Origin of the sequence: Pseudoalteromonas sp. BMB, from assembly GCF_001709235.1 — a bacterium.
Classification (GTDB): Bacteria; Pseudomonadota; Gammaproteobacteria; order Enterobacterales; family Alteromonadaceae; genus Pseudoalteromonas; species Pseudoalteromonas maricaloris.
This window is the reverse complement of sequence record NZ_MBQA01000001.1, coordinates 49,499-64,778: the sequence shown is the minus strand read 5'-3', so window position 1 is coordinate 64,778 and position 15,280 is coordinate 49,499. Positions and strand designations below refer to the sequence as shown.

At 44.1% G+C, this 15,280-nt stretch carries 12 protein-coding genes; 8 read left to right on the top strand and 4 right to left on the bottom strand.

Features of this window, described 5'->3' with window-relative positions; translation table 11 throughout:
• Nucleotides 1-67: 67 nt before the first annotated feature.
• From pspF to BB427_RS00270, 8 genes are all read left to right on the top strand, one after another.
• Nucleotides 68-1,159: a phage shock protein operon transcriptional activator gene (gene pspF, locus BB427_RS00305; RefSeq protein ID WP_045989990.1), complete on the top strand. Its 1,092-nt coding sequence runs from the start codon at nucleotides 68-70 to the stop codon at nucleotides 1,157-1,159.
• 2 nt (nucleotides 1,160-1,161) lie between these two features.
• Complete coding sequence (locus tag BB427_RS00300; RefSeq protein WP_069018685.1) at nucleotides 1,162-2,769, top strand: ABC transporter substrate-binding protein; 1,608 nt, start codon at nucleotides 1,162-1,164, stop codon at nucleotides 2,767-2,769.
• Nucleotide 2,770: 1 nt separating this feature from the next.
• On the top strand, nucleotides 2,771-3,805 hold the full coding sequence (locus BB427_RS00295) for an ABC transporter permease (protein WP_010371177.1): 1,035 nt from the start codon (nucleotides 2,771-2,773) through the stop codon (nucleotides 3,803-3,805).
• On the top strand, nucleotides 3,792-4,685 hold the full coding sequence (locus BB427_RS00290; protein WP_010371175.1) for an ABC transporter permease subunit: 894 nt from the start codon (nucleotides 3,792-3,794) through the stop codon (nucleotides 4,683-4,685). Before BB427_RS00295 ends, BB427_RS00290 begins: the two co-directional genes overlap by 14 nt.
• On the top strand, nucleotides 4,685-5,692 hold the full coding sequence (locus BB427_RS00285) for a peptide ABC transporter ATP-binding protein (RefSeq protein ID WP_010606731.1): 1,008 nt from the start codon (nucleotides 4,685-4,687) through the stop codon (nucleotides 5,690-5,692). The genes BB427_RS00290 and BB427_RS00285 overlap by 1 nt, the downstream gene beginning before the upstream one ends.
• On the top strand, nucleotides 5,677-6,438 hold the full coding sequence (locus tag BB427_RS00280) for an ATP-binding cassette domain-containing protein (protein WP_069018590.1): 762 nt from the start codon (nucleotides 5,677-5,679) through the stop codon (nucleotides 6,436-6,438). Before BB427_RS00285 ends, BB427_RS00280 begins: the two co-directional genes overlap by 16 nt.
• 19 nt (nucleotides 6,439-6,457) lie before the next feature.
• Nucleotides 6,458-7,486: a helix-turn-helix domain-containing protein gene (locus BB427_RS00275; protein WP_069018589.1), complete on the top strand. Its 1,029-nt coding sequence runs from the start codon at nucleotides 6,458-6,460 to the stop codon at nucleotides 7,484-7,486.
• Nucleotides 7,487-7,555: 69 nt separating this feature from the next.
• Nucleotides 7,556-8,683, top strand: a complete 1,128-nt coding sequence (locus tag BB427_RS00270; RefSeq protein WP_069018588.1) for a nuclear transport factor 2 family protein — start codon at nucleotides 7,556-7,558, stop codon at nucleotides 8,681-8,683.
• Nucleotides 8,684-8,762: 79 nt separating this feature from the next.
• Here BB427_RS00270 and BB427_RS00265 read toward each other — a convergent pair whose 3' ends face one another.
• The 4 genes from BB427_RS00265 to clpX all read right to left on the bottom strand — a co-directional run bounded on the left by BB427_RS00265 (nucleotide 8,763) and on the right by clpX (nucleotide 15,269).
• Nucleotides 8,763-10,673: a SurA N-terminal domain-containing protein gene (locus BB427_RS00265; protein ID WP_069018587.1), complete on the bottom strand. Its 1,911-nt coding sequence runs from the start codon at nucleotides 10,671-10,673 to the stop codon at nucleotides 8,763-8,765.
• A 173-nt stretch (nucleotides 10,674-10,846) separates the two neighbouring features.
• Nucleotides 10,847-11,119 (bottom strand): nucleoid-associated protein HU-beta, encoded by a 273-nt coding sequence (hupB, locus tag BB427_RS00260; protein WP_010371157.1) that lies wholly within the window; start codon nucleotides 11,117-11,119, stop codon nucleotides 10,847-10,849.
• Between the two features lie 216 nt (nucleotides 11,120-11,335).
• Complete coding sequence (gene lon, locus BB427_RS00255) at nucleotides 11,336-13,693, bottom strand: endopeptidase La (protein WP_017216125.1); 2,358 nt, start codon at nucleotides 13,691-13,693, stop codon at nucleotides 11,336-11,338.
• Nucleotides 13,694-13,985: 292 nt separating this feature from the next.
• Nucleotides 13,986-15,269 (bottom strand): ATP-dependent protease ATP-binding subunit ClpX, encoded by a 1,284-nt coding sequence (gene clpX / locus BB427_RS00250; RefSeq protein ID WP_010606725.1) that lies wholly within the window; start codon nucleotides 15,267-15,269, stop codon nucleotides 13,986-13,988.
• Nucleotides 15,270-15,280 lie beyond the last annotated feature (11 nt).

Below are 15,280 nucleotides of genomic sequence, written 5' to 3'. Positions count from 1 at the left end.
AGCCTTTAGTTATCCCTTTTTTTGAAATACACTAGTTATTAGTAAAAACCACTAAGAGTTAGGCAATATGAGCCGTTTTCGCCAACAGGATAATTTATTAGGCCAATCTGACAGCTTTTTAGCTGTGCTAGACAAGGTTTCACAGCTTGCTCCGTTAGAAAAGCCCGTGCTTATTATTGGCGAGCGTGGCACAGGTAAAGAGTTAATTGCGGCGCGTTTGCATTATCTCTCAGAGCGGTGGGATCAGGAATACGTCAAACTGAACTGCGCAGCCCTAAACGAAAACCTCCTAGAGAGTGAATTATTTGGTCACGAAAGTGGTGCATTTACTGGTGCAAGCAAGCGCCATGAAGGTCGATTTGAACGCGCTAACAGTGGCACACTGTTTTTGGATGAGTTAGCCAATACTTCTGCAATGGTGCAAGAAAAGCTCTTGCGTGTAATTGAATACGGCGAGTTCGAGCGAGTTGGCGGCAAACAAACCGTAAAAGTAGATACTCGACTGGTATGCGCTACCAATGAAGATCTCCCCTCTCTTGCCGATGCTGGAGAGTTCAGACACGACTTATTGGACCGCCTCGCATTTGACGTCATCACTTTACCGCCATTAAGAGCGAGAAAAGAAGACATCTTATTATTGGCCGAACATTTTGCAATAAATATGGCTCGGGATTTAGGATGGGAGTTATTTAGCGGCTTTACCCGCAAAGCCATCGAGAAACTACTTGATTACCCGTGGCCCGGTAATGTACGAGAGCTCAAAAATGTCGTGGAGCGTAGTTTATATCGTCATGGGAGTGACCAAATTCCGGTTCATGATATTGTGTTTGACCCCTTTGCCAGCCCATTTAGGCCGAGTCAACGGATCAAAGCGCCAAATGCCCAGCCAACAACTTCAACCACTCATAAAGTTGAGCCTTTGCCTGCAGCGCAACCGAGTAACGAACAACAGGCAGATCCTGCCCTCGAATTCGACTTCCCTTGTGATTTAAAATCGCTTTCCAACGACTATGAAATCACAATGCTGCAAAAAGCGCTTGAATTTAGTCAATTTAATCAAAAGAAAACTGCACAAAACCTTGGTTTGACGTATCATCAACTGAGAGGTTATTTGAAAAAATACAACCTACTGGACCAAAACCAAAAACAAGAGGCATAGTGGTGCGTAAATTGTTTTTTGGTGTGCTGTGTACCGCTTTATTTGGCTGTACAGATCAGGCGCCAAATAAAGTGAATGATAAGTCACAAGGCTTAGTATATTGTGCAGAGGCAAACCCTGTGTCATTTAATCCACAAGTGACCACAACAGGGTCTACGATTGATATTATTGCCAATCAGCTTTATGACACCTTGATCAGTATTGATCCTGAAAGCGGCGAATTCTTACCAGAGTTGGCAACGTCTTGGCAGGTCAGCGAAGACGGTAAATCTTTCACTTTTACCCTGAGGGATGATGTCCAATTTCACGATACCCTCTATTTCACCCCTACAAGAAAAATGAATGCCGATGATGTGGTATTCTCATTTAACCGTTTATTTGATGTTTACAATCCGTACCACTTTGTTGGTGATGCAAATTATCCTTATTTTCAAAGTATTGGACTCGACCAACTGATCCGCCAAGTAAAAAAAGTGGATGAACATACCGTTCGCTTTGATCTGTTCAACGCGGAAAGTAGCTTTTTATCCAATATCGCCACTGACTTCGCCGTCATTCTTTCTAAAGAATATGCCGATCAGCTTATAGAGCTTGAACATAAGCAAGATTTTGATCAAAAGCCCGTCGGCACAGGTCCGTATAAGTACCGTGAATTTTTACGTGATAACCTGATCCGATATTATCGCCATGAGCATTACTGGAAACACCCGGTATACATGGAGCAATTGGTCTACGATATCACCACCAATGGCACTAGCCGCATCGCGAAAATGCTAACTAAAGAATGTGATATTACGGCGCACCCCAGTGCTACCCAGCTCACCGTGCTTGAGCAAAGAAAAGACATAGAGGTTGAAAAGGCTGCAAATCTGAATATAGGTTACTGGGCATTCAACACCGAAAAACCACCATTTGATAATCCGCTAGTCCGCAAAGCGCTTGCGCACAGCATAGATTTTGAAAAAATCATGCAAGCGGTATTTTACAACAATGGGATTTTAGCCCGCTCAATGCTTCCCCCTTCTTCATGGGCATTTGAAGCGCAACAAAAAATGCCAACATATGACCCTGAAAAAGCCAAAGAGTATTTGAAACAGGCTGGTCTTGAGGATGGTTTTTCCATGACCTTATGGGCCATGCCGGTGTCGCGAATTTACAATCCTAACGCGCGGAAAATGGCAGAGCTTATTCAACGTGATTTACGTGATATTGGCGTTAATGCCAGGATCGTTGAGTACGAATGGAATACCTTTATAGAACGCGTTGGCCGCCATGAGCACGATAGCGTGTTACTAGGCTGGGCAGCAGATACGCCTGATCCAGACAATTTCTTCAGCCCATTACTGAGCTGCACTGCGACATTTAGTGGCAAAAACCCTTCCAACTGGTGTAATCCGGAGTTTGACTTATTGCTCACCCAAGCGTTAGACACCAACGATATGGAAGAAAGAAAATACTATTATCAGCAAGCACAAAAAATGGTCATTGAGCAGCTGCCTCTCGTTCCAATTGCGCACGGGCTAAGGTTCCAAGCAACTAGCTCTGATATCAAGGGCGTCTCACTACGTCCATTTGGTGGTATTTCGCTCGCTGAGGCAAGGAGAGACTAACATGTTCGCAAAATATGCTTATCGACGACTGAGCTTGCTTTGCTTTATGTTGTTTACCCTAACTATTTTTACTTTCGCCCTCAATTATCTGTTTCCAGGTGAGTTGATCACTAACTTCAGTGGCGAAGTCAACTCAAGTTATGCCCAAACGCAGGCGCTAGTTGAAAAATACCGTATTGAAGAAAATATCTTTGTGCAATATGGCGCGTTTATGGCTCGTATGTTTGAAGGCGACTGGGGTTTATCTTTATCATCGGGCCAGCCCGTGCTTTCTCATGTGAAACATCTATTTCCAGCAACGCTTGAGCTGTGTTTATATGCTTTGACGGTTGCAGTCATTATTGGTGTACCAAGTGGAGTAATAGCCAGCGCTTATCATAAAAAGTGGCCAGATAAGCTCATTAACTCATTAAGCTTGATGGGATTTTCCATTCCAGTTTTTTGGTTAGCCCTGCTGCTTATTATGGCATTTTGTCTGGGTCTAGGGCTTTTCCCCATGTCCGGTAGAATTGGCTTACTTTATGAAATACAGCCCGTTACTCATTTTATTCTGATTGATATTTACCTTGAAGGTTTCCCCTATGGCGGTGCCGCATTTTGGGATGCACTTCATCATTTAGCGCTACCAACCGTTGTGCTGGCTATGTACCCAACGACAGTTTTGATCCGCTTTACTCGCGATTCTATGCTCGAAGTCCTCGACCAGAACTATATTAAAACGGCTAGAGCAAAAGGCCTTAATCGCAGCCAGCTTATCATTCACCACGCGCTGAGAAATGCGCTGCTACCAGTGATAAAACAAATTGGTCTCCAATTTAGCACGCTCATCACACTTGCGATGATCACTGAGGTGATATTCTCTTGGCCTGGGATCGGTCGATGGTTGATTGAAAGCATCTATCAACGTGATTTCCCTGCTATCCAAGGGGGACTGCTCGCGGTGTCTTTCTTTGTTATCATTGCCAACATGTTGTCTGATTTTATTCATTCGATACTCGACCCGCTCGCAAGGAATCAGGCTCATGGCAAAGTTTAATCTATTTACCGAAGAGTCTAATCGCTCACCTTTATTTAGGTTATGGCGTAAATTCCGCTCAAATCACGTTGCGTTAGTGGGTTTGTGGCTGTTTGTTGCCCTAACGGTATTGGCTTTAACAGCTCCGCTGATCGCGCCCTATGGTGTTAACCAGCAGCATGCTGATGCCCTGTTGCTGCCACCTTCTTGGCATGATGATGGCGATGTGCGCTTTATACTTGGTACAGATGATTTGGGGCGAGACATCTTATCGCGCTTAATGAACGGAGCAACATACACGTTTGGTTTATCTATCATTGCGGCCTTGGTTACCACGGCACTCGGCGTCGTACTTGGTACACTTGCCGGCGCCAGCCGAGGCTTGAAATCTAGCTTTCTTAATCATTTATTGGATATTACGCTCGCCATTCCTTCGTTACTGCTGGCCATTATCATCATTGCTATATTGGGGCCAGGTTTGATGAATACGGTGTGGGCGATCATCTTCGCGCTATTGCCACAATACATCCACTCGATTAGAAACTTAGTGGTCACTGAGCTTAGTAAAGACTATATCATTGCCTTTAAGCTTGATGGTGCAACACGCTGGAAACTGCTCGTCCGTGGCATATTGCCTAACATTTACGAGCATATCGTGGTTATCTTCACCATGGCGCTGTCGACTGCTATTTTGGATATTGCCGCACTTGGTTTCTTAAAGCTCGGTGCGCAGCCTCCATCTACCGAATGGGGTGCTATCCTCCAAGAAAACTTAAGTTTAATTTATCTCGCGCCTTGGACTGTAGGCCTCCCAGGTGTATTGCTCTTTTTGGCAGTACTGTCTACCAACTTGGTTGGTGATGGGCTGCGTGAAGCGCTGAAACAACGTAAGGCAGATTAATGCAATTACTAGACATTAAGAACCTCACCATTGAACTACGTACCGAAGACGGTGTTATTCGCGCGGTTGATAAGGTCAACCTTAGCCTTAAAGAAGGCGAAGTGCATGCGCTTGTCGGTGAGTCTGGCTCTGGTAAAAGTCTAATCGCCAAGGCCATTGTAGGGGTGCTCAATCAGCGCTGGACAGTAACCGCAGATCGCATGCACTGGCGTGGTGTTGACCTTATGCGTTTATCTTCAGAAAAGCGCAGAAAGCTCGTCAGCCAAGACATTGCGATGATTTACCAAGAACCAAGTCGAAGCCTTGACCCAACCGCCACTATTTTCGACCAAGTCGCGGAATCTATTCCCGATAGCGTCTTAAAAGGTGGCTTTTTTGGTCGTAGAAAAGCACGAAAAGAAAAGGTTCGAGCGCTATTGCACAAAGCTGGGATCCGAGACGATAAAAAGATCTGCAGCAGTTACCCACATGAACTTTCTGAGGGGATGTGCCAAAAGATCATGATTGCGATGGCCATCGCCAGAAGCCCTAAATTACTTATTGCCGATGAGCCTACCACCGCACTTGAGAGTACCGCCCGTGCGCAAGTATTTCGATTGCTCAAGGCATTAAACCAGCTTAAGAACATGTCGATATTAATGATCTCACATGAGCTGGAAGAGATCTCCGACTGGTCTCATGCAATGCATGTACTCTACTGCGGACAGATGGTTGAAGCAGGCCCCACTCAGGCTATTTTTAAACAGCCATTGCATCCCTACACCCAGGCGCTGGTTAAGAGTTTACCTGACTTTGGTCAAGGACTCGGTCACAAAGAAGCATTTTATGCCTTGAAAGGCACTATTCCCCCATTACAGCATTTACCCATAGGATGCCGCTTGGGGCCGAGATGCCCCCAAGCGCAAAAAGAATGTGTCGTCACGCCAAGGCAAAGCCGCTCGCATGGTCATAGTTACGCTTGCCACTTTCCGTTAATTAAGGTGAAGCAAAAATGCAACCCGTCTTAAAAGTACAGTCTTTAAACAAGTCCTATACTTCTCGTCAAGGGCTGTTCAGACGCCGCTCGTTGCAGGTACTCAGAGATGTGTCGTTTGCGCTTGCTCCCGGACAAACCCTCGCGATCATAGGGGAGACTGGCTCTGGTAAAAGTACGCTCGCCAAAGTACTTGCCGGTGCTGACATGGCCGACTCTGGACAAATATTATTAAATGGCCAAATTGTAGAAGACGCTGGTATTCGCAATCATGACTGCCGTACTATTCGCCTTATCTTTCAAGACCCAACTCGCTCGCTCAACCCGGGTCTCACCATTGGGGATATGCTTGATGATTGTCTACAATACAATACTGAACTCACCGAAGAGCAGCGTTATAAGAAAATCCGCATCACACTCAGCCGCGTCGGGCTACTTGGCGAACACATAGACTATTATCCTCATATGTTTAGTGGCGGACAATTACAGCGGGTTGCCTTAGCGAGAGCCCTTATTTTAGACCCAAAAGTGCTTGTACTAGATGAAGCGCTGTCATCATTAGACCCATCCGTACGCGCTCAGACTGTGAATCTGCTGCTAGAGCTACAAGCAGCAACGGGACTTGCATATGTGCTTATCACACATCATTTGAGTTTGGTTCGTCATATGAGTGATGAGATTTTGGTATTAAATCGCGGCAGAGTTGTCGAATATGGCGAAACGGAGTGTGTGTTCAATACGCCAAAATCTAAAACCATGCAGAAGCTGCTGTCAGCTTAATTTCGCGAGGGAATGAGAAATGGATTTTAGTGCCCATCTGTTATTTTTCTTCTCACTTGTTGGAGTATTTAACGGGTTTATTCTCAGCGCCCTACTGCTAGTAAAATTTCAGGAGGCAAAGGCATTGCGCTGGGTGTCGGTGCTCCTCATTTTACTTTGTATTCGAATTGGTAAATCAGTCCTTTTTTACTTTAACCCAGAGCTGGATAAAACGATCCTGCAAATAGGTCTGAGTGCCTACTTTTTGCTTGGCCCCTGCCTGCTTAATTTTGTACTTGCAAGCTACAGTAAAACCAAAAATCGTTATCTAACAATACACTTTTTGGCATTAAGCGGTTTTATTATTGGATTTGGTATATTTATGCCCTATCAGCTTCACCCTGAAATTTGGCAAACGTGGGGTTACAAAGGCACATCCTATTTTTGGCTAGGTTATTTACTGATAAGTTCTTACACTTTTTATCGTCTAGCTACGGCCAAAAGCGCCAATAACAACGCCGAGTTTCATCTATCTATGGTTGTGATCTGCGGTTGCTGGCTCATTTGGGCCGCGTATTTCTTTTCGTCATTCACGTCTTACATCACAGGAGCACTCACCTTCAGCTTTGTGCTCTATTTAAGCATCCTTTTCGCACCCAAATTACTACGAAAACCAACTGCTAATGAAAAGAAATATGCCAATACGCACATAAGCGGCGAGGAGTACAATCAGCTCATAGCCAAACTGGAGTCACTAATGTCAGAAAGCAAACTATTTACTGAGCCGGATTTAACACTACCCCGATTAGCCAAACGATTAGGCACAAGCCACAACAAACTATCGCAAATAGTGAATCGTCACTATCATTGTAACTTTAAACAATATCTCAATGGCTTGAGAGTTGAATATGCGAAACATTTGCTTTCGAACACCAACATGCCGCTGGAGCACCTTGCACTGGAGTGTGGTTTTAATTCTGCATCCACATTTTTTGCCGCATTTAAGAAGCTCACGGGGTACTCTCCAAATAGCTTTAAGCACTCCGAGAACATACTCTCAGACTCCTAAAATATACTCTAGGTGACTGCTTTAATTAAATAAGTTTATGTTTCTTCTGAGTCATTACAGGAGAAACTTATGACCCTATCAAAACTAGTACCATTGTTATTTTTACTACTTATCCAAACCAGCATCGCCATCGCTTTTGAGGATGAGACCGCTAAAATTACCGCTACACTAAACCACTACATCAGTGGCACCGCAAATAACCAGCCTGAAATGATAAGAAAAGCGTTTCACCCCGATGCGATGCTTATTTTAGAGAAGTCAGACCAAGCGATGTGGCAAGTCCCGTTGAAAGAGTATTTGAGTTGGTATAAAGGCTCGAAAAAAGACACTGGCAGGCGCGCCAAAATTCTAAATATCAGCGTGAATGACCACCTTGCACAGGCCAAAATCCGTATTGATATATTGAAGTCAAACGTGCAGTACATCGATCACCTACTCCTAAAGAAAATAGCTGGCACATGGAAAATCATCAGTAAATCTGCGCAGCAAACCACTCTAACTTCCGAGCAAGTAACGAACTTAGGTCGCCGAGTGCTCTTTGTCGCATCAAGCAAGGCCTTTCACGGCGATAGTCAGCTGCCAGCTGGCACGAGCTTCGAAGAGCTACTCAGTGCCTATGACGTATTTACCCAAGCTGGACTAATTGTTGATTTCGTCAGCACACAAGGTGGCGCTTTAAACCTGAGCTATATAAATACTTCAAACGGTGAACATAAAAAGTACCTTTACCAACCTGACTATATGTATGCGCTCAGCAACACAATGCGCCCAGCTGAAGTCGACCCTAGCCAATATGCGGCAATCTATTATGTTGGCGGCAGTAATGCCATGTATGAAGTAGCGGAAAACTCTACTCTACAGCGTATTGCTATGCATATATATGAACAAAACCAAGGTGTTGTTGCCGCTGTATGCCACGGCACAGCAGGTATCGTTAATTTGCGCTTGAAAAATGGCGAGTATCTCATCAAAGGAAAGCAAATCACCGGTTACCCTACCGCATTTGAAAATCCAGATAGAGCCTATTTCAAGCATTTTCCTTTTCAAATTCAGCCTAAAGTGGAAGAGCTTGGAGGGAGTTTTGAGTATGGGGAGCGGAATGCGTCCTTTATCAAGGTAGATAGCCGCATAGTGACGGGGCAGAATTATCAGTCTTCACAAGCGGTTGCAAACACCGTACTTGAACATATTCAATAATACCGATATCCCTTTGCTTAAGTAGTCACAAGGCATAAAAAAGACGCCGTGTTGGCGCCTTTCTTCTATCAAAGAACGATTATTGCTGCTCTGTGACCTGTAACTGTGGTCTTTTTACTTCAGACTTAGCTTCAAGTGCTGCTAGCAGCTCAAGATAGTTTTTGTTTGCGTAAGAAGCGGTGATTGACTGCTTCTGCTGCGCATCAACCTTGCCATCGACTTCAGGCGTGGTGACTGACTTCAGCACCACAAATGCCGAATCGCCATTACCAAGCTCTACAAGTGCAGATTCTGTTTCTGCCACACCCGGCTGAGGTAATTTAAATGCTTCAGCTGCAATAGCTGGTGGTACGTCGTAGCTACGACGCTTAAGCTCAGACACGCTCTTCACTTCGATACTTTGTGCTTTGGCAATCTCAGCTAAAGTAGAACCACCTTGTAGTTGCTCAAATAGCGACTGTGCTTTCTCTGCAATTAATGTCGACGCTTTTTCATTGCTCAACTGCGTTTTGATCTGCGCGCTGACTTCCTCAAGAGGCTTAGTCGCTGCCGCTTTATGTTCAGCAACACGAACCACCACGATATGCTCTGGTGCAACTTCTAACACTTCTGAGTTTACGCGGTCTTCTAGCAGCTCTGGCGTGAAGATAGTATTGCTTATCGCTGGCGAATTCAGTGGCTCAGGAAGCGCGTTACGACTTACCAGCTCAGTTGATTTGATCTCAACGCCTGCGGCTTCGGCAGCGTCTTGTAGCGAGTCAGCCATTTCAAAAGCAAGTTCAGCTACACGGGTTTGCTTTTGATAGAAGGCATCGATCTTAGCTGCTTTTTCAAGCTCTGCAAGAAGGTCGTCTTTTACGTCTTCAAAAGATTGTGCCTGTTGGCGCTGAATGTCTGTTAGCTTGATAATATGGAAACCAAACTCAGATTCAACCACTTCAGATACATCACCTACCGCGGCAAGCGCAAATGCTGCATCTTCAAACGCCGGATCCATCATGTCTCTTTCAATCCAATCTAGATCACCGCCAAGCTCAGCGCTCACCACGTCGTCAGATTTTTCTTCTGCAACAACGGCAAAATCAGCACCATTATTCAATTCAGCCAGAATTTCATCTGCTTTTTGTTTAGCAGCTTCAGCATCTTCACTTGCATCAACAAGAATGTGTGACACGCGGCGTCTTTCAGGTTCAAGATATTGGTTTTTTTGCTCTTCGTAATACGTTTTTAACGCTTCCTCAGTCACTGGTTCTGCAGGCGCTAAATCTTCAGCTTTTAGCTCGATATAGTTAACCGCCACCAATTCTGGAGCTTGGAACTGAGTTTGATTCAAATCGTAATAGTTTTGAACTTCTTCGTCTGACACTGACACTTCATCTTTCACCAACTCTTTGCTTAATACCGCATAGTCGATAGCACGAGTTTGTTGCTGTAGCGCAATAGATTGCTGAAGTTCGTTTTTCAGTACAAAATCAGTGCCTGCAACCGCTGAGATTAACTGCGCACGGGTCATCTCGTCACGAAGATATTCACGGAAGCTATCTGGCTGGAAGTTCATTTGACGGATAACTTGTAAGTAACGATCGTTACTGAATTCTCCACCAATTTGAAAATATGGCATTTCAACAATCGCTTTTTTAACCTGCTCATCGCTCACACGAAGACCAAGCTCTTTAGCTAGTTGGGTTTGTAATTCTTGTTGTACTAATTGATCAACAACACCTTGGCGAATTTGCGCCATATAATTAGGATCGGCTGCAATTTGTGCAAAGTATTCGCCAAACTGTTGCTCTAGTCGTGCACGTTCATTCGAGTAAGCACGAGAAAACTTAGTTTGTGAAATCTTTACTCCGTTCACTTCTGCGACAGGCTGCTCTGTGGTTTGACCTAGGTAACCACCGATCCCTGCTAACGCAAAAGATAAGATGACTAAACCTAATACGATTTTAGCCGCCGGGCCTTGCGAGCCTTCTCTGATCTTTTCAAGCATTTATTGTTTCTCTTATCTAAGTCAAAGCACCTAAGCACTTTGTGTTTGCTAGATTTGGGTTAAGCATTACACCAATCAGATTAGTGATGGTATAAAAAAAGCGTATCTTAGCAGATACGCCTTTTATCTTGAAGCAGTTCGCGATGACTCTGCACCGCCTAATTCAAATTGAATTAGTTTACTGCGTCTTTAAGCGCTTTACCCGCTTTGAAAGATGGGATGTTAGCTGCTGCGATTTGAATAGTCTCACCAGTTTGTGGGTTACGACCAGAACGTGCAGCACGCTCGCGCACTGAGAAAGTACCAAAACCTACAAGTGCAACAGAGTCACCGTCTTTTAGTGCACCCGTTACAGACTCAATGAATGAATCTAGCGCACGACCAGCAGCCGCTTTAGAAATGTCAGCATCAGCTGCGATTTGATCGATTAATTGAGATTTATTCACAATATCATCCTCTTCCATAGTTATTGTCAAAAGTTACTTCTTACTGGTAACTTTTGCTATTCATTTAGAGACATCACAGCGACTCTCTAATTCTCGAAATCTTTCTCAAGCCTAGTGATTACGGGGCTTCCGAACCAGTAGGCTTGAATACAGTGCCTAACTTAACACACCTTTTAGATTTGAAAAGCCTTTTCACTCAATTTTTTGGCTTTTTTCTTAGTTTTTTTGCGATTCCACACTAAAACTGTCTATTGGGTGCGCTAACGCCAGTGATAATACCTCATCAATCCATGACACCGCATGAATATCAAGCCCTTCAAGAACATTCTCAGGAATTTCTTTTAAGTCACGCTCGTTCTTTTTCGGTATTAAAACTCGTTTAATTCCACCACGGTGCGCTGCCAATAATTTCTCTTTCAGACCACCGATAGGCAGAACTTCACCACGCAAGGTAATTTCACCTGTCATCGCAACATCTGCACGTACTGGATTGCCAGTAAGGCTTGATACTAAGCCTGTTACCATCGCAATACCGGCGCTCGGACCGTCTTTTGGTGTTGCACCTTCAGGAACATGAACATGAATATCACGTTTCTCGTAGAAATCGTCATTTATGCGAAGCTTGTCAGCACGGTTGCGCACTACCGTCATTGCCGCCTGAATTGACTCTTGCATCACATCGCCTAGCGAGCCGGTGTAAGCAAGTTTGCCTTTACCTGGTACTGCCGCACATTCGATAGTGAGTAAGTCACCCCCTACTTCTGTCCATGCAAGACCGGTAACTTGACCAACTCTATCGCCGTCTTCCGCCTTGCCGTAGTCATGACGTTGTACGCCTAAGAAGTCTTCAAGATTTTCTTGGTTAATCACAACTTGCTTAACATTTTTATCTAGCAAGATGTTTTTAACTGCTTTTCGGCACAACTTAGATACTTCGCGCTCTAGATTACGGACACCCGCTTCACGCGTGTAGTAGCGGATAATGCCAATGATCGCGCTGTCTTCAATATTGATTTCAGACTCTTTTAGTCCATTGCGTTTCACTTGCTTTGGAATTAAGTGCTGCTTGGCAATATTTAGCTTTTCGTCCTCGGTGTAACCAGAAAGACGAATAACTTCCATACGGTCTAATAATGGACCTGGAATGTTAAAGCTATTAGAAGTCGCAACAAACATAACATCAGACAGATCGTAGTCCACTTCTAAATAGTGGTCTGCAAAGTTGCTATTTTGCTCTGGGTCTAACACTTCTAGTAGAGCCGATGCAGGGTCGCCGCGCATATCCGATGACATCTTATCGATTTCATCCAACAAGAAAAGTGGGTTCTTTACGCCAACTTTCGACATGCTTTGGATCAGTTTACCCGGCATTGAGCCAATATAAGTTCGTCTGTGGCCACGAATTTCAGCTTCGTCGCGCACGCCACCGAGCGCCATACGTACGTACTTACGGCCAGTCGAACGCGCGATAGATTGACCTAAACTGGTTTTACCAACGCCTGGAGGGCCGACTAAGCATAAGATAGGACCTTTAAGCTTATTGGTGCGCTGCTGTACCGCTAGATATTCGATAATGCGGTCTTTCACTTTCTCAAGACCATAATGATCGGCATCGAGTATCTTTTGTGCACCAGCTAGATCTTTTTTCACCTTTGAGCGCTTTTTCCAAGGTACATTGATCATCGTCTCAATGTACGAACGCACAACCGTCGCTTCCGCAGACATAGGTGACATCATTTTAAGTTTGTTAAGCTCTGAAAGCGCTTTTTCTTCCGCTTCTTGCGGCATATTCGCTTCGCTAATACGCTTTTTCAGGGCTTCAAATTCGTCAGGTACATCATCCAGCTCACCAAGCTCTTTCTGAATAGCTTTCATTTGCTCATTCAGATAGTACTCACGTTGGGATTTCTCCATTTGCTTTTTAACGCGTGAGCGGATCTTTTTCTCTACTTGAAGTAAGTCGATCTCGCCTTCCATCAACGCCATCAAATATTCGAGACGCTCGGTCACATCGTTAATTTCTAGCACCTTTTGTTTTTCAGGTACTTTAATTGGCATATGAGCAGCCATCGTATCCGCTAAGCGTGCAGCTTCATCGATACCCGATACTGAAGTTAGTACTTCCGGTGGGATCTTTTTATTTAGCTTCACATAGCCTTCGAACTGGCTAATTGCGCTGCGAACTAATATGTCTTGCTCTTGCTCATCCACATCCTGAGATGGAATGTACTGAGCTTGCGCCAAGAAATATTCGTCTGTAATTAGAAACTCATCTATTTTTGCGCGTTGAGTACCTTCAACCAGCACTTTCACTGTGCCATCAGGTAGTTTGAGTAACTGTAGTACCGTTGCAATGGTACCAGTCTGATAGACATCATCAGTGCTTGGGTCATCAACTGAGGCGTCTTTTTGCGCAACTAAAAAGATTTGCTTGTCATTGTCCATCGCAGCTTCTAGGCATTTTATTGATTTTTCTCGGCCTACAAACAGCGGGATCACCATATGCGGATACACCACTACATCGCGTAGCGCTAGCACTGGAATTTCTACTCGATCCGTTCTTTCAAGCGTCATTATGTTCTCTTCGCACTTCAATTAATTTTGGGAATACTGAGCTATATGGGGATAACGCAGATAAAGTTCAATAGTTTATAGTAATCCGCATCAAGTAGAGATCAATTTAACATATAAAAAGCTTAGTTTTGACACTCAATTTACCGTGTGAAATGTATGAAATATTCACCCTAAAAACTTGTCTCGCTATTGCCCATTATTGTTATAGCAATTTGACTATATTGGTTTCTATCTGATGTGGACTAAGAAATAAAAAGGAGCGCTAGGCTCCTTTTTTCAATCTCATACTGAGCTATTCAGACGCCGCTTTTTCTTTACCGTTATTTTCGTAAATCATAATAGGGTCTGATTCGCCTTTGATCACCGTTTCATCAATGACGACTTTACTCACTTCTTCTAGTGAAGGAAGCTCATACATAGTATCAAGCAACACGCCTTCAACAATCGAACGCAGACCACGGGCACCTGTTTTACGCTCCATCGCTTTATGAGCAATCGCTCGTAGCGCATCTTCACGGAATTCAAGGTCAACACCTTCCATCTTAAATAGCGCCGCGTATTGCTTAGTAAGTGCATTTTTCGGCTCATTTAGGATTTCAATTAGTGCTTCTTCGTCCAGTTCAGTCAAAGTCGCAACTACAGGCAAACGACCAATAAATTCAGGAATTAAGCCGTACTTAACTAAATCTTCAGGCTCTACATCTTTAAACGTTTCGCTTAATGAGCGCTCAGAGTCTTTAGATTTAACTTCAGCACCAAATCCAATTCCTGTATTTTTTGTACTGCGCTGTTCGATGACTTTATCTAGGCCTGCAAACGCACCACCACAGATAAACAAGATCTTAGAAGTATCTACTTGTAAGAACTCTTGTTGCGGGTGCTTTCTACCACCTTGTGGCGGAACAGATGCAACCGTGCCTTCAATCAGTTTTAGTAGTGCTTGCTGTACACCTTCACCTGACACATCACGGGTAATCGATGGATTGTCAGATTTTCTTGAAATTTTGTCGATTTCATCAATGTAAACGATACCACGTTGTGCTTTCTCAACGTCGTAATCACATTTTTGCAGAAGCTTTTGAATGATGTTTTCAACATCTTCACCCACATAACCGGCTTCGGTTAATGTCGTTGCATCTGCCATTGTGAATGGAACATCAAGTAAACGTGCAAGCGTTTCTGCTAGAAGGGTTTTACCACTACCCGTTGGACCGATCAGTAGAATATTACTCTTGCCCAGTTCTACATCACCTTTGCCGCCTTGGTTACGCAGGCGCTTATAATGATTATAAACCGCAACAGACAAGACTTTTTTAGCGTGGTCTTGACCTATCACATAATCATCTAAGTGATTTCTGATCTCTTTTGGCACAGGTAATTTATCAGACGCGTCATGCTTAGGCGCAATATCTTTGATTTCTTCCCTAATGATGTCGTTACAAAGTTCAACGCACTCGTCACATATATAGACAGATGGACCGGCAATTAACTTACGAACTTCATGCTGGCTCTTACCGCAAAATGAGCAGTAGAGTAGCTTGCTATTCTTATCGCCGTCTGTTGGAGTGTCTGACATTCAGCTACCTC

Coding starts and splice junctions, on each gene's coding strand:
- lon (WP_017216125.1), bottom strand. CDS start 13,693: ATGACGCTTGAAAGAACGGATCGAGTAGAAATTCCAGTGCTAGCGCTA.
- BB427_RS00270 (WP_069018588.1), top strand. CDS start 7,556: ATGACCCTATCAAAACTAGTACCATTGTTATTTTTACTACTTATCCAA.
- BB427_RS00295 (WP_010371177.1), top strand. CDS start 2,771: ATGTTCGCAAAATATGCTTATCGACGACTGAGCTTGCTTTGCTTTATG.
- BB427_RS00280 (WP_069018590.1), top strand. CDS start 5,677: ATGCAACCCGTCTTAAAAGTACAGTCTTTAAACAAGTCCTATACTTCT.
- clpX (WP_010606725.1), bottom strand. CDS start 15,269: ATGTCAGACACTCCAACAGACGGCGATAAGAATAGCAAGCTACTCTAC.
- BB427_RS00275 (WP_069018589.1), top strand. CDS start 6,458: ATGGATTTTAGTGCCCATCTGTTATTTTTCTTCTCACTTGTTGGAGTA.
- BB427_RS00265 (WP_069018587.1), bottom strand. CDS start 10,673: ATGCTTGAAAAGATCAGAGAAGGCTCGCAAGGCCCGGCGGCTAAAATC.
- BB427_RS00285 (WP_010606731.1), top strand. CDS start 4,685: ATGCAATTACTAGACATTAAGAACCTCACCATTGAACTACGTACCGAA.
- BB427_RS00290 (WP_010371175.1), top strand. CDS start 3,792: ATGGCAAAGTTTAATCTATTTACCGAAGAGTCTAATCGCTCACCTTTA.
- pspF (WP_045989990.1), top strand. CDS start 68: ATGAGCCGTTTTCGCCAACAGGATAATTTATTAGGCCAATCTGACAGC.